This window comes from Kribbella sp. CA-245084, from assembly GCF_050942355.1.
Lineage (GTDB): Bacteria > Actinomycetota > Actinomycetes > Propionibacteriales > Kribbellaceae > Kribbella.
Genome location: NZ_CP192053.1, coordinates 4209756 through 4230067 on the forward strand (window position 1 = coordinate 4209756; position 20312 = coordinate 4230067).

The 20312-nt window shown below is 67.5% G+C and carries 19 protein-coding genes and 1 pseudogene; 9 read left to right on the forward strand and 11 right to left on the reverse strand.

Annotated elements, in window-relative coordinates:
• Position 1: 1 nt before the first annotated feature.
• Positions 2–1093: a sensor histidine kinase gene (locus tag ACQPYH_RS20210; RefSeq protein WP_432893497.1), complete on the reverse strand. Its 1092-nt coding sequence runs from the start codon at positions 1091–1093 to the stop codon at positions 2–4.
• Positions 1094–1255: 162 nt separating this feature from the next.
• Between ACQPYH_RS20210 and ACQPYH_RS20215 the strand changes: the two genes are divergently transcribed.
• A complete protein-coding gene (locus tag ACQPYH_RS20215; RefSeq protein WP_432893500.1) occupies positions 1256–1738 on the forward strand; it encodes a VanZ family protein in 483 nt (160 codons plus the stop codon).
• On the opposite strand, the gene ACQPYH_RS20220 is transcribed toward ACQPYH_RS20215, so the two are convergent.
• The 3 genes from ACQPYH_RS20220 to ACQPYH_RS20230 are packed head-to-tail and all read right to left on the reverse strand — an operon-like array spanning position 1695 to position 4122.
• Positions 1695–2705, reverse strand: a complete 1011-nt coding sequence (locus ACQPYH_RS20220; RefSeq protein ID WP_432893503.1) for a Gfo/Idh/MocA family protein — start codon at positions 2703–2705, stop codon at positions 1695–1697. The genes ACQPYH_RS20215 and ACQPYH_RS20220 overlap by 44 nt on opposite strands.
• Positions 2705–3463, reverse strand: coding sequence for an SDR family NAD(P)-dependent oxidoreductase (locus ACQPYH_RS20225; protein WP_432893506.1), 759 nt, complete (start codon positions 3461–3463; stop codon positions 2705–2707). The genes ACQPYH_RS20220 and ACQPYH_RS20225 overlap by 1 nt, the downstream gene beginning before the upstream one ends.
• Positions 3464–3492: 29 nt before the next feature.
• Positions 3493–4122: a TetR/AcrR family transcriptional regulator gene (locus ACQPYH_RS20230; protein WP_432893509.1), complete on the reverse strand. Its 630-nt coding sequence runs from the start codon at positions 4120–4122 to the stop codon at positions 3493–3495.
• Positions 4123–4186: 64 nt separating this feature from the next.
• Here ACQPYH_RS20230 and ACQPYH_RS20235 point away from each other — a divergent pair, with 64 nt between their 5' ends.
• Positions 4187–5578 carry an FAD-dependent monooxygenase gene (locus ACQPYH_RS20235; RefSeq protein WP_432893512.1) on the forward strand — a complete coding sequence of 464 codons (1392 nt, stop codon included), beginning with the start codon at positions 4187–4189 and terminating at the stop codon, positions 5576–5578.
• On the opposite strand, the gene ACQPYH_RS20240 is transcribed toward ACQPYH_RS20235, so the two are convergent.
• The 3 genes from ACQPYH_RS20240 to ACQPYH_RS20250 all read right to left on the reverse strand — a co-directional run bounded on the left by ACQPYH_RS20240 (position 5565) and on the right by ACQPYH_RS20250 (position 8452).
• Positions 5565–6302 carry a VOC family protein gene (locus ACQPYH_RS20240; protein ID WP_432893515.1) on the reverse strand — a complete coding sequence of 246 codons (738 nt, stop codon included), beginning with the start codon at positions 6300–6302 and terminating at the stop codon, positions 5565–5567. The two genes, ACQPYH_RS20235 and ACQPYH_RS20240, sit on opposite strands and share 14 nt — an antisense overlap.
• 105 nt (positions 6303–6407) lie before the next feature.
• Positions 6408–7439: a D-alanine--(R)-lactate ligase gene (vanA, locus tag ACQPYH_RS20245; protein ID WP_432893518.1), complete on the reverse strand. Its 1032-nt coding sequence runs from the start codon at positions 7437–7439 to the stop codon at positions 6408–6410.
• Positions 7436–8452, reverse strand: coding sequence for a D-isomer specific 2-hydroxyacid dehydrogenase family protein (locus ACQPYH_RS20250; RefSeq protein WP_432893520.1), 1017 nt, complete (start codon positions 8450–8452; stop codon positions 7436–7438). Before ACQPYH_RS20250 ends, vanA begins: the two co-directional genes overlap by 4 nt.
• 86 nt (positions 8453–8538) lie before the next feature.
• Here ACQPYH_RS20250 and ACQPYH_RS20255 point away from each other — a divergent pair, with 86 nt between their 5' ends.
• The gene (locus ACQPYH_RS20255) at positions 8539–9894 is read left to right on the forward strand and encodes a UDP-N-acetylmuramoyl-tripeptide--D-alanyl-D-alanine ligase (protein WP_432893522.1); all 1356 of its coding nucleotides are present in this window, start codon (positions 8539–8541) and stop codon (positions 9892–9894) included.
• An 84-nt stretch (positions 9895–9978) separates the two neighbouring features.
• On the opposite strand, the pseudogene ACQPYH_RS20260 reads toward ACQPYH_RS20255, so the two are convergent.
• The 3 genes and pseudogenes from ACQPYH_RS20260 to ACQPYH_RS20270 all read right to left on the reverse strand — a co-directional run.
• Positions 9979–10323: pseudogene (locus ACQPYH_RS20260) on the reverse strand (GNAT family N-acetyltransferase); the annotation flags it as partial.
• Entirely contained in the window at positions 10320–11396 is a 1077-nt protein-coding gene (locus tag ACQPYH_RS20265; RefSeq protein ID WP_432893525.1) for a lipid II:glycine glycyltransferase FemX, read from the reverse strand. The gene ACQPYH_RS20265 and the pseudogene ACQPYH_RS20260, both read right to left, overlap by 4 nt.
• Positions 11393–11860, reverse strand: coding sequence for a M15 family metallopeptidase (locus ACQPYH_RS20270; protein ID WP_432893528.1), 468 nt, complete (start codon positions 11858–11860; stop codon positions 11393–11395). The genes ACQPYH_RS20265 and ACQPYH_RS20270 overlap by 4 nt, the downstream gene beginning before the upstream one ends.
• A gap of 87 nt (positions 11861–11947) precedes the next feature.
• Here ACQPYH_RS20270 and ACQPYH_RS20275 point away from each other — a divergent pair, with 87 nt between their 5' ends.
• The 5 genes from ACQPYH_RS20275 (at position 11948) to ACQPYH_RS20295 (ending at position 16349) form a co-directional block, all read left to right on the forward strand.
• A complete protein-coding gene (locus ACQPYH_RS20275; protein WP_432893531.1) occupies positions 11948–12628 on the forward strand; it encodes a response regulator transcription factor in 681 nt (226 codons plus the stop codon).
• Positions 12621–13700, forward strand: coding sequence for a sensor histidine kinase (locus ACQPYH_RS20280; protein ID WP_432893534.1), 1080 nt, complete (start codon positions 12621–12623; stop codon positions 13698–13700). Before ACQPYH_RS20275 ends, ACQPYH_RS20280 begins: the two co-directional genes overlap by 8 nt.
• A gap of 92 nt (positions 13701–13792) precedes the next feature.
• On the forward strand, positions 13793–14713 hold the full coding sequence (locus ACQPYH_RS20285) for a metal ABC transporter solute-binding protein, Zn/Mn family (protein WP_432893537.1): 921 nt from the start codon (positions 13793–13795) through the stop codon (positions 14711–14713).
• Positions 14710–15504 (forward strand): metal ABC transporter ATP-binding protein, encoded by a 795-nt coding sequence (locus ACQPYH_RS20290; protein WP_432893540.1) that lies wholly within the window; start codon positions 14710–14712, stop codon positions 15502–15504. Before ACQPYH_RS20285 ends, ACQPYH_RS20290 begins: the two co-directional genes overlap by 4 nt.
• 5 nt (positions 15505–15509) lie before the next feature.
• Positions 15510–16349, forward strand: coding sequence for a metal ABC transporter permease (locus ACQPYH_RS20295; RefSeq protein WP_432893542.1), 840 nt, complete (start codon positions 15510–15512; stop codon positions 16347–16349).
• 29 nt (positions 16350–16378) lie between these two features.
• Here ACQPYH_RS20295 and ACQPYH_RS20300 read toward each other — a convergent pair whose 3' ends face one another.
• Complete coding sequence (locus ACQPYH_RS20300; protein ID WP_432893545.1) at positions 16379–18514, reverse strand: MMPL family transporter; 2136 nt, start codon at positions 18512–18514, stop codon at positions 16379–16381.
• Between the two features lie 99 nt (positions 18515–18613).
• Between ACQPYH_RS20300 and ACQPYH_RS20305 the strand changes: the two genes are divergently transcribed.
• Positions 18614–20281, forward strand: coding sequence for a SulP family inorganic anion transporter (locus tag ACQPYH_RS20305; RefSeq protein WP_432893547.1), 1668 nt, complete (start codon positions 18614–18616; stop codon positions 20279–20281).
• The last annotated feature ends 31 nt before the right edge of the window (positions 20282–20312 follow it).

A 20312-nucleotide genomic window follows, 5' to 3' on the forward strand; every position in this document is an offset into this window, starting at 1 on the left:
GTCAGGCCTGGTCGACAGGTAGTGCGACGGTGACGTGGAGCCCGCCGCCCAGGCGGGCCATCAGGGTCAGCGTGCCATTGTGGGCCTCGGTGATGCTTTTGACGATGGCGAGGCCCAGGCCGACGCCCGGCTGATGGGTGCGGGCGCCGCGCTGGAACGGTTCGGTCAGGGTGGAGACCAGTTGCCGGCTGAGGAGCTCGCCGGTGTTCTCGACGGTCAGTACGACGGTGTTGAAGCGTGCCGCGGTGGTTACGGCGATCGTGCCGTGATCGGGGAGGTTGTGGACGATCGCGTTGTGGATGAGGTTCGTCGCGAGCTGGAGCAGCAGGGTGTGAGAGCCGGTGGTCGGCGTGAGCTCGCCGGCGGTCTCGATCGTGATGCCGCGCTTCTCTGCGAACGGGAGCAGGGTTTCGGTGGCCTCTTCCACGATCAGCGAGAGGTCGACGCGTTCCTGGGTGAAGGACCGTTGATCGGCGCGGCTCAGCAGCAGGAGCGCCTCGGTCAGGTTGATCGCCCGGGTGTTGATGGCGCGCAGGCGTTCGTCGAGGTCGCCGCTGTCGCGGTCCGGGTCGTTGATGGCGACGTCGAGGAGCGTCTGTGTGATCGCGAGCGGCGTACGCAGTTCGTGGGAGGCGTTGGCCGCGAATCGCTTCTGTTCGGCGACATGTGCCTCGAGCTGCGCGAGCATCCGGTCGAAGCCGTCGGCGAGTTCACGGAACTCGTCGGTCGGTCCTTCGAGCTCGATCCGGTGCGACAGCGAACCGTTCTCGGCGAGACGCGCGGCGTTGGTGATGCGGGTCAACGGTGCGAGCATGCGGCCCGAGAGGATCCACCCGCCCAGCAAACCGAAGATCAGCAGCAGGATGAACACCGCGGCGGCCCGCGGCGCGAAGACCTCCAGCAGACGCGACCGGACCGGGAAGACACTGCTGCCGGCCGTGCCGTCGGGCACGACCAGGACCGCCTTCTCGGGGACGTACCGCAGGAGGAACAGCCACACCGCCGCGAGGAGCAAGGTGCCCGCGAGCATGAGGAAGGCGGCATAGCTGAGGGTGAGCTTGAGGCGGACGCTCAACCCAGGCCGCCTCCCCATGCCCCCGACGCTACCCGCAGACACATATCGTCCGCATATCCATAACCACATACACCCCGGCAACATCAGCCCGCGTTCGCTGGAGACCGGAACGGAGGTACCGCAATCATCAGAGGGTGGCACGGCTGGCTCGGTACGTTCACGGGCGTAGCCGTCTTAACGGTGTTCGCACTGCCGGTGGCCGCGCTGGCGGTCTGCCTCCTGGCACGCCTGCGAGGTTCATGGCGTACGTCGCTCACCGACGTCGGCATCGTCTACGGGACGCTGCCGTGGGTGTGGATGACCCTGTTGCCGGGCAGCCGCGCCGGCAGCGCTCCTGCCCGCGTCAGCCTCGTACCGCTGCACGACCTGGTCACGATGCCAGCCCCTGAGATCGTCGGCAATCTGCTCGTGTTCGCGGCGCTCGGGTTCCTGGCCCCGCTGCGGTTCGCGGCGTTGGCGTCCGTACCGCGGATCCTGGCGCTCGCGGCGGGCTGCTCGATCCTGATCGAGGTCTCGCAGTACGCCTTCCAGTTGGACCGGGTGTCCTCTGTGGACGACGTACTGCTCAACACCGCCGGCGCCGGACTGGCCGCCCTCGCATCACACCGCTGGTGGCTGGTCAGGGCTGAGGAGCCGGAAGCTGCACAGTCTGTCCGGAGCTGATCGACTCCTCGATCGCGCAGATGAGCTCAGTGACCAGTACGCCGTGATCGATACCCGGCCCGAGGTCGCCGCCGTCGACGAGCCCCGCCGCGAAGTCCTGAACCATCCAGACAGCCGGACCGACCTGCGACCGCCCGATCCGGCCCGCGACAGGCCAGGTCGACCGGTACTTGTCGCTGACCACAGTCAGGCCTTGGTGCGACAGATCCGCGGTCACCGATCCCTCGGTGCCGACCACCTGGAACCGGAAGTCGACGATCCCGTCTCCGGCATCCGGCAGCGTCCACGCCGACGACAGCGTCGCAGTCGATCCGTCCTCGAAGCTGACCAGTGCGTGGACGACGTCCCATGTGTCGATACCGCGCTTGGCGAGCACACCGCGAGATCCGACCGCGTTCACGGACACGGCCCGTCGGCCGGTGAGGTACAGGATGAGGTCGACGGTGTGCGGCATGAGGAACCATGCAGGCGACGACTTCGCTGCCCAGGACAGCATGGTGGTCGGCACGAAGTACGAGTTGCTCAAGGTGGCTGATGCCGTGATCGGATCGCCGACGGAGTCCATCGCCGCCTTGGCCTGCACCACGTGCGGATTCCACCGGTTCTCGAAGCCGACGAGGCAGCGCACACCCGAGCGGTGAACCGCCTCCGCGATGGCATGCGCGTCGTCGAGATTCGTGGCGACCGGCTTCTCGATCAGCAGGTGCTTACCGGCCTCGGCCACATCGACAGCAACCTCGCGATGTGCGAAGTCCGGGGTCGCGACGATCACGGCGTCCGGGTCGAGTTTCTCGAGCAACTCGCCGTGCGACGGGACGACGGGCAGGCCGGTGGCCGCCCGTGCCTGCGATGCCACCTTCTCCGACGGCTCTGCCAGACCGACGACAGTGACATCCGGCTGGGTATGGAGTGCCTCGGCGAACAGTCTCCCGCGGAGTCCGGCGCCGACGATGCCTATGGTGACCATCAGAACAGTGTGAAGCCGCCGTCGACCTTGACGATAGAGCCGGTCATGAAACTCGACGCCTCGCTCGCCAGGAAGATTGCCACCGGCCCCAACTCCGGCGGCAGCCCGTACCGCTTCATCGCCGCCGGATCGACGCACCATTGTTTGAACTCGGGCTGGTCCACCGGTGACATCTCGGTCAGGAAGTACCCCGGCGCCATCGCGTTCACCCGGATCCCGTGCGGCGCCCACTCGGCCGCCAGCGCCTTGGTCAGCTGATGGACGGCGGCCTTCGACGAGAGGTACGACGCCTGCCAGCGCGGCTGGTTCACGATCTCCGCCGACATCGACCCGACGTTCACGATCGTGCCGCCGCCGCGCTCGGCCATCCGGCGCGCGACCGCACGACTGCAGTACCAGAGGCCGTCGACGTTGACCGAGAACACTTCGTGCCACGCGGTATCAGGCGTCTCGAACGCGCGACCGGCGACTCCGATCCCCGCGTTGTTGAGCAACACATCGATCTCGCCGAACTCGCTGCTCACCTGCTCGACCGCGCGTTCCACGTCCTCAACATCGGACACCTCGAGCTGTACGCCGTACGCGCGGATGCCGAGCGCTGCGAGCTCCGCCGCGGAGGCTTCGGCTGCAGCGAGGGTCCGAGCGGTGACCGCGACCGCGGCACCGGCATCACCGAGCGCCTCGGCCATTGCGCGTCCGAGACCCCGGCTGCCACCGGTGACGAGAGCGACCTTGCCCTCGAGGGAGAACTTCTGCATCGCGTTCATGGTGACCCTTCTGTGGTGCCTCAAGTGGATGGCCAGAGCGGAGCCAGGCCGGAGGAGAGGAGGGCAAAGCCTTGGTTGGCGGCTTTCACTGCGGTGGGCAGAGCTTTCGGGGCGGAGGTGCCGGACGCGCAGCGGTCGAAGTTCGACATCGCCAGGGTCCAGTGGACCGAGGTGATCTGGGCGGCGGCCAGGCGGGCGGTGAGTTCGGGGGTTCCGGCGGTCTCGTGCAGAGCTGAGGCCAGTTCCCTTTCGGAGGTCTCGTTGAACTGGAGCATGCGTGCCATCAGGGCCGGCGTACCGCGGAGAAGCCGGTAGAGGTCGAGCACCTGGGGCAGATCGGTGAGGCCGGTGAACGGGTCGTGGGCGCGGAGGCGCTCGATGAAGTGGGTGTGGAGTGCGACCAGCGGTGACTGGTCGGCGGGGCGAGCGCGGACGACACGGGCCGGCTCGTCTTCATGGTCGGCGAAGCGGTGGACGACGAGATCTTCCTTGGTCGGGAAGTACGCGAAGAGCGTACGCCGGGACACATCCGCGGCCTCCGCGACCTGGGTGATCGACACCCGGTCGAAGCCGTGCTCGACGAACAGCTCGATGGCCGCCGTCGAGATCGCCTCCCGGGTCCGGAGCTTCTTCCGTTCACGCAACGCCATGGCGGGATCGTAGCACCGGGTGCTAATCTGCACTGAGTCTACTTGTGCACTGAGGAGAGCTTTCATGGACGTACTGATCGCGGGTGCCGGGCCGACCGGGCTGATGCTGGCCTACGAGCTGGCGCTGGCCGGCATCGACGTAACCGTCCTCGAACGGCTGGACACGCGGATCGAACAGACGAAGGGCGGCGCGCTGCAGGCCCGCACGGCCGAGGTGCTGGATCTGCGCGGGCTGCTCGGCCCGATCCGGGCGCGCGAGCTGCCGCGCGAGGAGGTCGGCGGACATTTCGCCGGACTGCCGGTGCCGCTCGACGCGTCGCCGTGGAACACCCGGCACCCGTACCCGATCTCGGTGCCGCAGTGGATCCTCGAGGAGGAGCTCGAGCGAGCTGCGGCCGCGCGCGGAGTTCAGGTACGTCGTGGTGTCGAGGTCAGCGCGGTCTCGCAGGACTCCGACGGCGTGACGGTTACCGCGGGTGGGGAGCTCCTGCAGGCTCGGTATCTCGTGGCGTGCGACGGCGCGCACAGCACGGTCCGCAAGCTGCTCGACGTACCGTTCCCCGGTCGGGCAGGGACGTTCCGCGCGGTGCTGACCGACGTACGGCTGTCGTCGGTGTCGGACGAGGTGCCGACGGCCGTGTGTCACTTCAGCACGATGACCAAACAAGCCGGCGAGTACTGGGGCATGCTCGTGCCGGTCGGCGAGGGGAAGTATCGCTTCACGTTCGGCCGGGACGGGGTCGCGTCGGCGGACGAGACGGCGCAAGCGCTCAGCGTGTTATACGGCGAGGAGACCCGGCTCGCCGAGGTGCTGAACTCGTCCGAGTTCGGCGACGCGACCAGGCAGCTGGAGTCGTACCGGTACGGGCGGATCCTCTTCGCGGGAGACGCCGCGCACATTCATCCGCCGTTCGGCGGGCAGGGGCTGAACCTCGGCGTACAGGACGCGTTCAACCTGGGCTGGAAGCTCGCGGCTGCCGTGCGCGGTACGGCGGACCTGCTCGACACGTATCAGGTCGAGCGGCATCCGGTGGCGGCACGGGTACTGCGTCATACCGCGGCGCAGCGGGTTTTCGCGCTTCCTGGGCCGAGCGAGGACATCGTCGAACTGCGCGAGATCTTCACGGACCTGATGCGGTTGCCCGACACCAACCGCTACCTCGCCGGCATGATGTCCGGGCTCGACGCAGCGGACCGGATCCCCGACTTCGAGGTGGTCACCGGTGACGGGCCGGTGTGGTTGTCGACGCTCCTGCACTCGGGCCGCGGTTTACTGCTCGACTTCGGCGACCGAAGCTGGCCGGACGGTTGGGCCGATCGTGTCGACGTACTGCAGGTCAAGCCGGACGGAGAGCACGACGCGCTGCTGATCCGCCCGGATGGACTGCTGTGCTGGTCGGGAGGCGCGGATGTCACCGCCGCGCTGATGGCCTGGTTCGGCGTCAGAGCGGGGTAAGGAGGCAGAACTCGTTGCCCTCGGGGTCAGCCATTACCTGCCATGCGACGTCGCCCTGGCCGATGTCGAGCTTGGTGGCACCGAGGGCCTCCAGCCGGGCAACCTCTGCTGCGTGGTCGTCGCCCGGGTACGGGCGGAGGTCGAGGTGGATGCGGTCGAGCCCGGTCTTCGGGTCGGAAGAGCGGAGGAACTCGAGGTACGGGCCGACGCCCTTCGCCGAGCGCAGCGCCACGAAGTCATCGGTCTCCTCGTGCAGGGTCCAGTCCATCGCCTCGCTCCAGAACCGGGCCATGGCGTGCGGATCCACGCAGTCGACCACGATCGCGGCGATCGGGCCGGTGTCGCTGTAGATCGCGCGGGGCTCGAGCACACAGAACTCGTTGCCCTCGGGGTCGGCGAGGACGGTCCACGGCACGTCACCCTGACCGATGTCGGCAGGGGTTGCGCCGAGCTCCTGGAGGCGCTCGACCAGCTCTGCCTGGCGAGTCGCTGAGGTGGTGGCCAGATCGATGTGCACGCGGTTCTTGACCGTCTTGGGCTGCGCACCCGGGATGAGGTCGACGACCACGGCGCTCGGGTCCGGATACGTGACACCTTCAGGCTCGAGGTTGGTCTCTTCGGGTTTGTCGCCGGTGACCTTCCACCCGAGGGTCTCCGCCCAGAACCGCCCGAGCGCAGAGTTGTCCCGAGCCTTGATCACCGCCTGCACAAGTCGCGTCGCCATACCGGGATCTTATGTCTCACGGCGAGTGGTATTTGAGAAGACCGATCAACACCAGACTGGCAACCAGGATCACGGTGAGCACTGCCGGTCGGGGCGGGCGTTCGTTCACCGAGCCTTGGCCGCCACGGCCAGCGACAGCATGCGGTCGATCACCTCGGTGCGGGAGAGGCCGGTGGCGTCCATCATCCGGGGGTATCGGCTGTACGACGTCATGCCGGGCAGCGTGTTGACCTCGTTGAGTACGACGGTGCCGTCCTCCTTGAGGAACATGTCGACGCGTGACAGGCCACGGCATCCCAGTGCGCGGTAGATGGCCTTCGCCGTCTCTTGGACGAGCGCACGCGACTCGGCGGAGATGTCCGCGGGCACGATCACCGTCGAGTTGTCGGAGCCGCTTTCCGGCGTACTCTCCTGGTGGATCTTGAAGAAGCCGTGCGACAGGTCGATCTGGTCGACCTCACCGGTGAGCAGTTCGGGATCGTTGCCGAGGATCGCGCAGCCGATCTCGCTGCCGACGACGGCCTCCTCGATCAGCACCTTCGAGTCGAACTGTCGGGCGGCCTCGACGGCGGCCGGCAGTTCGTCTTTGCCCGCGACCTTGCTGACGCCGAAGGACGAGCCCGAGCGGGCCGGCTTCACGAAGTTGGGATAGGTGAACTGATCGGGATCGATGGCCTGGCCCGCCGTGAACGTCCAGAAGTTCGGCGTCGCGATCCCGGCGCTCGCGGCGACGGTGTAGGCGAGGGACTTGTCCATGCACAGCACGGAGCTCTGGATGTCGCAGCCGACGTACGGGAGGCCGGAGAGCTCGAGCAGACCCTGGATCGCGCCGTCCTCGCCTTGCTTGCCGTGCAGGACCGGGAAGAGTACGTCGAGGTTGATCGTCTCGTACTTCCCGTCGTCCAGCACGAGCAGCCCGGGGGAGGTGCTGTCCGGTGAGAGCACGGCCGGGCGGCAGACGCCGTTCTCCCAATCCGTCGCGGGGCCGTCGCACAGCTTCCAGGCGCCGTCCTCGGTGATGCCGATGTAGAACGGTTCGTACTTCGTGGTGTCGATGTTCTCCGCGACCTGTTGCGCGGACTTCACCGAGATGGGGTGTTCCTCGGAGCGGCCTCCGAAGATGATGCCGATCTTCATATCCACTGCTGCTTCCTGTTCTCGAATTTCCGGCAGTTGATGATCGAGTTCTCGACCGTGTCGCTCAGGGCGTGATCGGTGTAGTAGGCGGTGTGCGGACTGACGATCACGTTCGGCAGTTCCTGGAGTCGCAGCAGTTGTTTGCTTTCGATCGGCTCGTTGCTGCAGTCGGCGTAGAAGATGCCGTCCTCGCCCTCGAGGACGTCGAGCGCGGCGCCGCCGAGTCGTCCGTCTTCCAAGGCTGTGAGAAGGGCCTCGGTGTCGAGCAGCGGGCCGCGGCCGGTGTTGACGACGTACGCGCCGGGCTTCAGCTGCTCGATCCGCCGACGGTCGAGCAGATGGTGGGTGTGTTCGGTGAGCGGCGTGTGGAGGGTCACGAGATCGCTGACGCGCAGCAGCTCGTCGAGCGGGACGTAGTCGGCCGAGGTCGCCGGACGGTTGTCATAGGCAACGGTGCGGCAGCCGAATCCGCGCAGCCGGTCGATCACGGCCGCACCGATGCGGCCGGTCCCGATGACTCCGACGGTCAGGTCGCGCAATTCTTTCCCGCGTACGTCGTTCAGTCGGTAGTCGTGAAGGTCGGCCCGGCGGATCATCGACTTCGCGTTACGTACTGCCATCAACATCAGCATCAGCGTGTAGTCGGCGACGCTGTCGGGGGAGTAGGCAACGTTCTCGACGGTGATGCCGACGCTGTCCGCGTAGTCCAGGTCGAGGTGGTTGTAGCCGATGCTCCTGGTGGAGATGTACGCGACGCCGGCTCGAGCGAGAGCCAGCAGCGTCGCGTTGGTGATGGGCGTCTTGTGGCCGACACTGACACACCTCTTGCCTAGGGCAAGTTCAATGGTTGCCTCGGACACCGAGGCCTCGGTGATGGTCGGTACGACGCCGAAGCGGGGCGCGAGCTCCCGGAACAGAACGGCCTCGTCCGGCCCGCACCCGTAGATCGTCAGTGCGACATCTGGGAGGGTCGCGGACGACAACCAGGACGCCAGCGATTCGCTGTGGGTCATGCCTCCAGTGAAGGAAGCGCCGCGTTGCCAGACTGTATGAGCTTTTCGATATGCCGACGATATAGCGTGCATTGTTGACTGGGGGCATGATCCCGCTCAGCCTCGACGAGATTGCCGCGGTCGTCGGCGGAACGGTTGCCGGCGACGGTTCCGTGAAGGTGACGGCACCTGCAGTACTCGACGGTCGCGAGGCCGAGCCTGGCGGCCTGTTCGTTGCCTTCGCCGGCGAACACGCCGACGGCCACTCGTATGCCGTGCAGGCTGGCGAAGCTGGTGCTGTAGCTGTCCTCGGCTCGCGGCCGACCGTGCTGCCTACGGTCGTCGTCGAGGATGCGCAGACCGCTTTGCAGACCCTTGCCGCTCACGTCGCCGCGCGTCTCCGTGACGGGCTGACCGTCGTCGGGCTCACTGGCTCGCAGGGCAAGACGAGCACCAAGGATCTGCTCACCGCTGCGCTCTCCACTGTGGGGCCAACGGTCGCAACGATTGAGTCCCTCAACAACGAGCTCGGCGTACCGCTGACGATCCTCCGCGCCGATGCGGCTACCCGCTTCCTCGTCATCGAGATGGGTGCGCGGCGGAGGGGCGACATCGCTCACCTCGCCGGACTGGTCGCACCCGACGTGGCGGTCGTGCTGAACGTCGGGCAGGCGCACCTCGGCGAGTTCGGCTCACGCGGGGCGATCGCCAAGGCGAAGGGCGAGTTGGTGCAGGGCCTCGCGCCGGGAGGGACCGCCGTACTGAACGCCGACGATCCCCGGGTTGTCGCGATGCGTGCCCTCACGAACGGCCCGGTGCTCACCTTCGGCCGGGCGGAGCACGCCGACGTACGAGTGCTCGACCTGACGCTCGATCGCCGCGGCCGGCCTTCCTTTACCTTGCAGACCGCCGACGCTGCGGCTCGCGTCGTACTGCCGCTTGTCGGCGCACACCAAGCCTTCAACGCGGCGGCTGCTGCGGCGGCTGGGTTGGCAATCGGCATACCCGTCGAGATGACCGCGGCCGCGCTCGCCACCGCATCCGTCTCGAAGTGGCGCATGGAGCTGTCCGACCTGCCTGGCGGGATCACGCTCCTGAACGACTCCTTCAACGCCAACCCCGACTCCACCCGCGCCGCCCTGGACGCGATGGCGGTGATCGAGGGCCGCCGCATCGCCGTACTCGGCGAGATGCTCGAGCTCGGCGAGGAAAGCGAGTCCGAACACCGCATCATCGGCGAGTACGCCGCCACCCGCGCCGATGTCATCATCGCCGTCGGCGAAGGTGCGCGCGCGATCGCGGCCGGCGCGGGAGAGCGTGCAGTGGCGTTGCCCGACAACACCGCAGCAATCCATTGGCTCCGCCGAACCCTCGCCCCTGGCGACGTGGTCCTCGTCAAAGCCTCCCGAGAAGCCCACCTCGAAGAGATCGCTGCCGCACTCACCCCAGCTCGGCTGCGGTAAGGAGCGGAGGAAGCGGGTCGAGGTATCGGTCTGGTCGGCGTAGCCGAGGTCTTGGTAGAAAGCGTGGGCGTCGTGGCGGTTGTTGGCGCTGTTGAGGTCGAGGCGGACACAGCCTTGGGTGGCGGCGAAGGATTCTGCGGCGGCCATGAGTTGGGTGGCGATGCCCTGACGGCGGGCCTGGTTGGAGACGACCAGCGCGACGATGCGGGCCCACGAGCCGTCGCGTTGGAAGAAGGGGGCAACGTGGACGGCGATGACGCCCAGTACGTCGCCGTTCGACTCCGCGACGTACGCCGCCAGGGCCGGGTCGTCGGCCCAGACCTGGATTCGATCGGCTGTCGCGCGTGCCCCGTCTTGGGGATAGCCCAGCTGACCGAGGAGTTCGTTGACGGCGATCGCGTCGGCGCGGGTTGCGGGTCGGATGTTCATCGGCGGCGCCGCTTCGTGTAGAGGTCGAAGGCGCGGTACACCATCGGACGCAGCGGGAGGTCCCACTCGCCGGCGTACCGGACCGCTTGCCCGCCGGTGCCGACCTTGAACTGGATCAGCCCGACATGGGAGTCCTGCAGATCGAGCGTCGGCGTGATGCCGCGCAGGTCGTACACGTCGCACCCGGCGGCCAGCGAGTCGCGGATCATCGCCCACTGGCACGCGTTCGACCCGCGAACCTCACGCTTCGACGTTGACGAAGCGCCGTACAGGTACCACGCATGAGCGCCGACCCGGACCAGGATCGTTGCGGCGACCAGCTCACCCTGGTGATGTGCCAGATACAACGTGGCGGAGCTCATCGCGGCGAACAAGTTCTCGAAGTACCGCACTGGCCGCGGCGTGAAGCGATCGCGCTCGGCGGTGTGGACGTACAGGTCGTGGAACGCCTTCACGTCCGTGCCGACCGAGACCTCGACGCCCTCTTTCGCCGCCTTCTTGATGTTGCGCCGCCACTGCTGGTTCATCCCACGGAGTACGTCGTCCTCGGTCCGCCCGGCCAGCGGAAGCTCATAGATGTACTGCGGTTGCCCGTCACCGAACCCGTCCTCCGGACTCTGCGGCAGCCACCCGGCCTCCTCGAGCCAGCGCGTCACCCGATCCCCGCCCGGCCCGGTGAACCGCTTGACCCCCGGATCCGCGATCCCCGACTTGACCTCAGCGGCACTCCAGACGTCCGTGCGCACCGGTGGCCCGAGCCGGATCGCGAATGCGCCCTGCGCCTTCAGGTACGCCGCGAGCGGGTCGATCCACTCGTCAAGCGGCCCGCTCCAGTCGATCACCGGGCCTTGCGGCAGGTACGCCAGCGTGTACCGCTCCAACCGCGGTACGGGCCGATGCAGCACGAGGCCCGCGCCGACGAGCCACGCGCCGTCGTACCAGCCGACCGACTCGCTACGCCACTCGGTCTTGACGGCGGCCCACTCCGGCATCTGCAGGAAGCTGACCGACCGCTGTGCCTCGACGAACGCCTGATGTTCGCCGGCGCTGATACGAGAGACAGCCAGTTTCACCGCTGCATCCTCGGATCGTGCGTCGGGTCGGCGTACATCGGCTCGCACCCGTCCGGCCGAAGCTCGTAGTGCCACGGCTCGTTGCGATAGATCTGACACAGCCCGTACGCCGCCCCGTGCTCGGCCAGCCACGCCTTCGCCTCGGAGTGCCCGATATCGACCGCCGCGCCGCGCACGTGCTGGGACGTCTCAGGCGTAGCGACCCATCGAGCCGCTTCCTCCTCCGAGCCGTACTTCACGACCGCGTTGCGCAACAGGTCATTCTGGTACTCCGGAGAACGCCAGCCACTGTTCACGTAGAACGTGACTCCGTCGTCCGAGGCATCCGTCGCGGCCTTGCGCAGCGCCGTGAGCAGCGCCGGATCGAGGTTGGCCACGGCCGGGTAGTCGTCGTCGAACACCGTCACGCCGGCCGGGACGGCGCCGTCATCCTTGCTGGGCGCACCAATTGCCGCTCGAGTCATGGTCCCAGTCAAGGCAGCGCGGTGTTGTCGGTACGTATGGGGAATTCGATATGCGGACGATATGAAGGACCTCGTAGCATCGGGAGTATGCGGGTGCTGCTGGTCGAGGACGAGCCGGAGATGGCGGGCGCGATCCGCGACGGCCTGCGCCTGGAGGCGATCGCGGCCGATATCGCCGGCGACGGCGACACCGCGCTCGAGTTGCTGAGCATCAACGCCTACGACATCGCGGTCCTGGACCGCGACATTCCCGGCCCGTCGGGGGACGAGATCGCCAAGCGGATCGTTGCCTCCGGCAGCGGTATGCCGATCCTCATGCTCACCGCGGCCGACCGGCTCGACGACAAGGCGTCCGGGTTCGAGCTCGGCGCCGACGACTACCTGACCAAGCCTTTCGCGCTGCAGGAATTGGTACTGCGTCTCCGAGCGCTCGACCGTCGACGCGGCCACAACCGGCCGCCCGTGCGCGAGATCGCAGGCCTGCGGGTGGACCCGTTCCGCCGCGAGGTCTACCGCGACGGCCGGTACGTCGCGCTGACCCGCAAGCAGTTCGCCGTACTCGAGGTTCTCGTCGGTGCGGAAGGCGGGGTCGTCAGCGCCGAGGAGCTGCTGGAACGGGCGTGGGACGAGAACGCCGACCCGTTCACCAACGCCGTACGGATCACGGTCTCCGCACTGCGCAAACGGCTGGGCGAGCCTTGGATCATCGCCACCGTGGCAGGCGTGGGGTATCGCATCGACACCCCCGATGACGGCGGCCGTGGCTAGGGAGCCGGGGCTGAGCGTTCGCCTCAAGCTCACGCTCAGCTACGCGGCGGTCATCATGCTCGCGGGTGCCGGGCTGCTCGCGGTCGTCTGGGTGTTCCTGCTGCGCTACGTCCCCGCCCGGATGGCTCGCGCACCGATGAGCAGCCCGGACCGTGCCGACCTGCTGGCCGCGTTCGTGCCGAAGGCGATCCTGATGCTGACGTTGCTGCTGATCGCCGGTCTGGTCGGAGGCTGGATCCTGGCCGGCAGCATGCTCGCGCCGCTGACCCGGATCACCAACGCCGCCCGCCTGGCCACGAACGGATCGCTGTCTCACCGGATCCAGCTGGAAGGCCGTCAGGACGAGTTCCGCGAGCTTTCCGACGCGTTCGACACGATGCTCGAGCGGCTCGAAGCACACGACGCCGAACAACAGCGGTTCGCCGCCAACGCCTCCCACGAACTGCGTACTCCGCTCGCGATCACCCAGACCCTGCTCGACGTGGCCCGCAAGGACCCGAACCGCGACCCCGCGGAGCTCGTCGACCGCCTCGACTTCGTCAACAGCCGGGCGATCGACCTCACCGAAGCCTTGCTGCTGCTCAGCCGCGCCAACCAGCGGACCTTCACCCGCGGCGACATCGACCTGTCCCTCATTGCGGAGGAGGCCGTCGAGACTCTCCTCCCACTCGCAGAAAAGCGCGGTCTGACGGTCGAAACCTCCGGTGACGTGGCCCCGACCGTCGGCTCGCACACCCTCCTGCTGCAGCTGGCCACGAACCTCGTCCACAACGCGATCGTCCACAACCTGCCCGCGGACGGCGCCGTGTGGATCACGACGACCGTGCACCCGAAGACCGTGGTACTCACGGTCGAGAACACCGGCGAGATCCTCCCCGCACCGGTGGTTTCCACCCTGATCGAGCCGTTCCAGCGCGGCGGCGGACGCGTCCGCACCGACCACACCGGCGTCGGCCTGGGCCTCGCGATCGTCAACAGCATCACCCAGGCGCACGACGGAATCCTGATCCTCGCCGCCCGCCCCTCCGGCGGTCTCCGCGTCACGGTCCAGCTCCCAGCCGTACGCCGCTGACCAACCCGTAGCTGTCAATCCTCCGGGGGACAGTGCTACCTTGTTGCCGGAATGGTTTTCATTATCAATTGGCGATGAGGGACGGGTGCTCTGTGAGGCTGCGTAGTTCTGTTGGATTCCTGGCCGGTGCGGCGGCGGTGGCGCTGCTGGCCGCGTGCAGTTCGTCGGCGGCCGACGAGACGACCGCGTCGACCTCGAAGGCAGGGGTGCAGGTCGTCGCGTCGACCAACGTGTACGGCGACATCGTCAAGCAGATCGCGGGGGACAAGGCCGAGGTGACGTCGATCATCTCCGACCCGGACCAGGACCCGCACTCGTACGAGGCGAACGCGCAGACACAACTCTCGCTCTCGAAGGCGAAGGTCGTGATCGAGAACGGCGGCGGCTACGACGACTTCATGGACACGATGCTGAAGTCGGCGGGCAACACCTCGGCGAAGGTGCTCAACGTGGTCGGCATCTCCGGCCACAAGGCGCCCGCCGGCGGTGAGCTGAACGAGCACGTCTGGTACGACTTCCCGACCATGGAGAAGCTGGCCGCCCAGCTGGCGTCCACCCTGTCCGAGGTCGACTCCACGAACAGTTCGACGTACGCCGCGAACGCAGCCGCCTTCACCGGCAAGGTGAAGCAACTGGAGGCGACCGAGGCCTCGATCAAGGCTGCTCACAACGGCGACGGTGCCGCGATCACCGAGCCTGTGCCGGTGTATCTGCTGACCGCCTGCGGGCTGGTGAACAAGACGCCGGGCGAGTTCAGCGAGGCGATCGAGGAGGGGACGGACGTTCCGGCCGCGGTGCTGCAGGAGACGCTCACGTTGTTCAGCGCGAAGCAGGTCAAGCTGCTGGCGTACAACGAGCAGACGTCCGGCCCGGAAACGGAGAAGGTGCTCGCGGCGGCCAAGGCGAACGGCGTCGTCGTGGTGCCTGTGACCGAGACGCTGCCCGACGGTAAGGACTACCTGGGTTGGATGACCTCCAACCTGGACGCGATCCGTTCGGCCCTGGCCCGATGAACGTCCTGCAGTTCGAGAAGGCTTCGTTCGGATACGGAGGACGGCGGTTGTGGGGCGGCCTGACGATGAGCCTGCAGGCAGGGGAGTTCCTCGCGATCCTCGGCGCCAACGGATCGGGGAAGACCAGCCTGCTGAAGGCCGTTCTCGGGCTGCATCCGCTGATGTCCGGGACCGTCCAGGTCGCCGGCGCTCCGCCCCACCGGGGAAGCACGCAGATCGGCTACGTGCCGCAGCACCGGCGCATCGACACGCTGACGCCGCTCCGGGCTCGGGATGTCGTTGGCCAAGGCCTCGACGGCCATCGATGGGGGATCGGCCGCCCCGACCCGCGGCGCCGTCGGCGGATCGACGAGCTGCTCGAGTCGGTCGGAGCCGACGCCTTCGCGGACCGTCCGATCGGACAGCTGTCCGGCGGCGAGCAGCAGCGGGTCCGGATTGCGCAGGCACTGGTCTCCGACCCGAAGCTCCTGCTGTGTGACGAGCCGTTGTTGTCGCTGGATCTGAACAGCCAGCGCACGATCTCTGGTCTGGTCGATCGGCGCCGCCGTACGCATGACACCGCGATCGTCTTCGTCACCCACGACATCAACCCGGTGCTTCCGTACGTCGACCGCGTGCTCTACCTGGCCAACGGGCGCTTCCGGACGGGGACGGTCGACGAGGTGATGACGTCGACGACGTTGAGCGACCTGTACCAGTCGCCGGTCGAGGTGGTCCGCTCCGGCGGCCGGGTGCTGGTGGCCGGCGTTCCCGAGGACACGCATCACACCTCGGTACTGCGGGCCGGGTGAAGTCGATGCTTACGGCAACTGTCTGGCACGAGATCTTCAACTTCACCAACTACGGCGAACTGCTGGCGTTGGTGCGCAACTCGATCATCGCCGGTGTGGCGCTCGGTATCGTCGGCGGTTTGATCGGCGTATTCGTGATGATGCGCGACCTGCCGTTCGCCGTCCACGGCATCAGCGAGCTGTCGTTCGCGGGCGCGTCCGGCGCTCTGCTGCTCGGTGTGAACGTGGTCGCCGGCTCGCTGACCGGGTCGATCATCGCGGCGATGCTGATCGGCGTACTGGGAAGTCGTGCGCGTGATCGCAACTCGATCATCGGGGTGCTGATGCCGTTCGGGCTGGGGCTCGGCGTGCTGTTCCTTGCCCTGTACAAGGGTCGTGCGGCCAACAAGTTCGGCCTGCTGACAGGGCAGATCGTGGCGGTGGACACGCCGCAGTTGTCCTGGCTGATCGTCACCGGGGTCGTCGTACTGCTCGGGCTTCTGATCGTCTGGCGGCCGCTGATGTTCGCCAGCTCGGACCCGGAACAGGCCGCGGCCCGAGGTGTGCCGGTGCAGGTCCTGTCGCTGGTGTTCATGGTGCTACTCGGCCTCGCGGTCGCCATCTCGGTCCAGATCGTGGGCGCACTACTCGTCCTGAGCATCGTGGTCACCCCCGCAGCCGCCGCCCTCCGAGTCGCCACCTCCCCATGGCTCGTCCCCGTACTGAGCGTCATCTTCGCGACCGTCTCTCTCGTCGGAGGCATCCTTCTAGCCCTCGGCGGCAGCCTCCCGATCAGCCCTTACGTAACCACAATCTCCTTCCTCATCTACCTCATCTGCCGGGCCGTCCCGGCCTCCGGGCGATAGGCACCGGAGGCCGGGACATCCAGGGACACTCACACAGAGGTCAGTTCTTCCTCCCGGTTCGGCTGTTGCGGCTCGCGTTGGGCGTCGGCGTGGCCTGGCCACCAGGCGCGGTGGCCGATGAGGGCGGTGAGCGCGGGGGTGAAGAACATCGCCATCACGAAGGCCGCGATCGCGATCCCCGCGGAGATCGCGAAGCCCATCTGCGAGAGGACGTTGTTGCCGGCCAGCATCATCGACGCGAACGTGCCGGCGAGGATCAGGCCGGCGGCGGCGATGGTCGGGCCGGTGTGGTGCAAGGCCAAGGCCGCGGCCCGCTTCGGGTCGTGTCCCTCCCGTGCTTCCTCGCGCAATCGGGCGACCATCAGGATGTTGTAGTCGGTGCCGAGAGCAACCACGAACAGGTACATGATCACCGGCAGGGTGAAGATCAGCCCCGAGTTGTGCTGCAGATGCTGGAACACCAGCACCGACGCACCGAGCGTCGCCCCGAAGCCGAGGAACACCGACGCCATCAGGTACCACGGCGCGACCAGACTGCGCAGTAGCAGTGCGAGCACGATCATGATCAGGATCGCCGCGACCGGGAACACGATGCGGTAGTCGTGGTTCATCGCGTCCTGGAAGTCGACGAACACCGAGGTCAGCCCGCCGACGACCGCCGTCGTACCGGCCGGTGCGGCCGCATGCGCAGCGTCGCGTAGCGGACCTCGGACCGTGGCGATCGCCTGGTCCGATTCGGGCGCGGACTTCAGCGTGACCTTGAAGTCGGCGACCGTACTGTCCGGAGACAGCGTGGCCTGGGAGACATCGCCGACACCGTCCACCTTGGTCAGCGCGGTGCGGTAAGTGTCGAGCTGGTACTTGCCCAGCGGGCTCGACGACTGCAGCAGTACGTCGGACGGCTGGGTGACGCCTGCGGGCAGGCTCTTGAGCAGCTCCTTGCTGTACACGGTGGATTCGGACGTGTCGGCCGTCGAGCCCGAGGTGAGGTCGAACGTCGGGTTGAAGCCGATCGCGAACGCGCTGAGCACGATCAGCAGCCCACCCGCAGCGACCGCGAAGACGGCCGGCCGCCGTCCGAGTCCACGACCCATGGCTGCGAACTTCGCGCCCTTCGGCTCGACCTTCCACGCCTTCGACGGCCAGAACACCTTCGTGCCGAGCAGCGAGACGATCGCCGGTACGAGCGTGAGCCCGGCCAGCAGCGCAACCGCGACGGAGATCGCGAGCGCCGGTCCCATCGCGCGGAACATGCCGAGCGTCGACAACGTCAGCGCCATGAACGCGATGATCACCGCTCCGGCCGCGGACGCGATCGCCTCACCGACCCGGGTGACGGCGCTGACCATCGCGGTCTTGGCGTCCTCGCCGGCCCGCAGGCGCTCCCGGTACCGGAACATCAGGAACAGGATGTAGTCGGTGCCGACGCCGAACAGCACCACCAGCAGGATCGACGTGATCGAGCTGTCGATCTTGAGATCGAAGGCCTTGCTGACAATCGCGATCAGACCGTTGACCACCGTGGAGACAGCGCCGATCACCACGATCGGCAGCAGCGCGATCACCGGGCTGCGGAAGATCAGCAGCAGGAGCAGCAGGATCAGACCGACCGTGGCGATTCCGATGATCGCCAGGCCCTTCGTCGAGGATTCCTGGGCGTCGAGGGCCTGCGCGGCCGATCCGGTCACGCCGGCCTTCAGCGACGTCCCGTGCAGCTTGTCCTGCAACGCCGTACGGAGTGCCTTGACGGCGTCGTTCTGCCGCGTGTCGCTGGGGTTGGTGATCTTGGTCAGCTCGACCGCGGCGATCTGGATCAGCCGGTTGCCAGTCGGCGGGACCGCCTGGATTCCGGTGACGTCCTTGAGCTTGGCCTGGTTCAGCTGGCCGGCGATCGTTCCGACCGTTGCGGCGTCGGCGGGGCTGATCGGCGCGCCGTCGCTGCGTTCGAACACCACGAGGGCTGCGGGCGCGGTGGCGTTGGGGAAGGCTTTGTCCTGCAGTTGTGCTGCCTGGATCGACTCGTAGTGCGACGGCAGGAACGCGGATTGATCCGTGGTCGCGGTCAATTTCGGGGCCGTCGCGGCCACCGCGGCGATGATCAGCACCCAGGCGCCGATCGTCCACCACGGCCGCCGTACGACCAGCGACCCCAGTCGTGCGAACATGACAGTTCCTCTCAGAAAGTTTTCGTTGGTACGACGATCGCGGAGAGGACTGACACCGGACTGACACGGCGCAGTCACCGGTGATCGAGAGGGGGCAGGTTGCCGATTCCTGGGGTTGAGACGCTGCGGCAGTACCAGCGGAGCTGGCTGCGGGCGGATGTCGTCGCGGGTCTGACGGTCGCTGCGTACTTCGTCCCGCAGGTGATGGCGTACGCCGAACTCGCCGGCCTGCCCGCGGTGGTCGGGCTGTGGGTCGCGCTCGGTCCGCTCGTGCTGTACTTCCTGCTCGGCACGTCGCGGTTGATGTCGCTCGGCCCGGAGTCGACGACCGCTCTGCTGACCGCGACGGCGATCGGTCCGTTGGCCGCCGGTGATCCGGCTCGGTACGCGACGTTGGCCGCAGTACTGGCTTTGCAGGTCGGGGTGATCTGCGTGGTCGGGTGGGCGGCCCGGCTGGGATTCCTGGCCGATCTGCTGTCGAAGCCGGTGCTGATCGGCTACCTGACCGGGATCGCGGTGATCATGATGACCGGCCAGCTCGGGCGGCTGACCGGTGCTCCGGTGGAAGGTGATTCGCCGCCGGCCGAGATCCTGTCCGCGATCCGGCTGATCGGTCAGTGGAAGCTCGCCCCGGTGGTGTTGTCGGTGGTCGCGCTCGTGCTGCTGCTGGCGCTGGCTCGATGGACGCCGCGCCTTCCGGGGCCGCTGATTGTCGTGGTGCTTGCGGCGTTCGTGACCTGGGCGGCGGGGCTGGGTGACAGGGGAGTGGAGCTGGTCGGCGCGGTGCCGAGCGGTCTGCCGACACCGCAGGTGCCGTCGATGTCCCTTCACGACGTCGGTTTGCTTGCCCTGCCCGCGGTGGGAGTGGCGCTGGTCGGCTACACGGACACGGTCCTGACCGGCCGCGCGTTCGCCAGTCGGGGCGGCGGCCGGACCGACCCCGGCCGGGAGCTGCTCGTACTAGGGCTGGCCAACCTCTCCGCGGGCTTCTTCCGCGGCTTCCCGATCAGCAGCAGCGGCAGCCGGACCGCCCTCGCAGCAGCGTCCGGCGCGAAGAGCCAGGTCTACTCGCTGGTCGCCGCGCTGGCGATCGTCGCTACCTTGCTCTTCGCCGGCCCGCTCCTCGCCACCTTCCCGATCCCGGCCCTCGGCGCCTTGGTCGTGTACGCCGCCATCCGCCTGATCGAGCTGGGCGAGTTCCGTCGCATCGCCGCCTTCCGGCGCAGCGAGTTTTTGTTGGCCTTGGCAACAACCGTCGGCGTGATCGCCCTCGACGTCCTGTACGGCGTACTCCTGGCCGTCGCGCTGTCGGTTCTCGACGTACTGCGACGGGTCGCGCGACCGCATGACGGCATCCTCGGATACGTACCGGGCATCGCCGGTATGCACGACATCGACGACTACCCCGACGCTCGTCCGGTGCCGGGGCTGGTCGTCTACCGGTACGACTCGCCGTTGTTCTTCGCGAACGCCGAGGATTTCCACCGTCGCGCCCTCGCAGCCGTCGACGACGCACCGGATCCGGTGCGATGGCTGCTGCTGAACACCGAGGCGAACATCCAGATCGACGTCACCGCGGTCGACGCACTCGACGCGCTGCGCGAGGAGCTGGCTTCGCGCGGGATCGTGCTGGCGCTGGCGAGGGTCAAGCAGGACCTCCGCGACGACCTCGAATCGGCGGGGTTCCTCGATCGTTTAGGACCTGGCCGTGTCTTCTACACCCTCCCGACAGCTGTCGAAGCGTTCCGGGCGGAGCAACCCGGCTAGCCTGGTCCGTGGATGCCTGACCTGGGAGGCA

Coding starts and splice junctions, on each gene's coding strand:
- ACQPYH_RS20210 (WP_432893497.1), bottom strand. CDS start 1,093: ATGGGGAGGCGGCCTGGGTTGAGCGTCCGCCTCAAGCTCACCCTCAGC.
- ACQPYH_RS20220 (WP_432893503.1), bottom strand. CDS start 2,705: ATGGTCACCATAGGCATCGTCGGCGCCGGACTCCGCGGGAGACTGTTC.
- ACQPYH_RS20225 (WP_432893506.1), bottom strand. CDS start 3,463: ATGCAGAAGTTCTCCCTCGAGGGCAAGGTCGCTCTCGTCACCGGTGGC.
- ACQPYH_RS20230 (WP_432893509.1), bottom strand. CDS start 4,122: ATGGCGTTGCGTGAACGGAAGAAGCTCCGGACCCGGGAGGCGATCTCG.
- ACQPYH_RS20235 (WP_432893512.1), top strand. CDS start 4,187: ATGGACGTACTGATCGCGGGTGCCGGGCCGACCGGGCTGATGCTGGCC.
- ACQPYH_RS20240 (WP_432893515.1), bottom strand. CDS start 6,302: ATGGCGACGCGACTTGTGCAGGCGGTGATCAAGGCTCGGGACAACTCT.
- vanA (WP_432893518.1), bottom strand. CDS start 7,439: ATGAAGATCGGCATCATCTTCGGAGGCCGCTCCGAGGAACACCCCATC.
- ACQPYH_RS20250 (WP_432893520.1), bottom strand. CDS start 8,452: ATGACCCACAGCGAATCGCTGGCGTCCTGGTTGTCGTCCGCGACCCTC.
- ACQPYH_RS20255 (WP_432893522.1), top strand. CDS start 8,539: ATGATCCCGCTCAGCCTCGACGAGATTGCCGCGGTCGTCGGCGGAACG.
- ACQPYH_RS20270 (WP_432893528.1), bottom strand. CDS start 11,860: ATGACTCGAGCGGCAATTGGTGCGCCCAGCAAGGATGACGGCGCCGTC.
- ACQPYH_RS20275 (WP_432893531.1), top strand. CDS start 11,948: ATGCGGGTGCTGCTGGTCGAGGACGAGCCGGAGATGGCGGGCGCGATC.
- ACQPYH_RS20290 (WP_432893540.1), top strand. CDS start 14,710: ATGAACGTCCTGCAGTTCGAGAAGGCTTCGTTCGGATACGGAGGACGG.
- ACQPYH_RS20295 (WP_432893542.1), top strand. CDS start 15,510: ATGCTTACGGCAACTGTCTGGCACGAGATCTTCAACTTCACCAACTAC.
- ACQPYH_RS20300 (WP_432893545.1), bottom strand. CDS start 18,514: ATGTTCGCACGACTGGGGTCGCTGGTCGTACGGCGGCCGTGGTGGACG.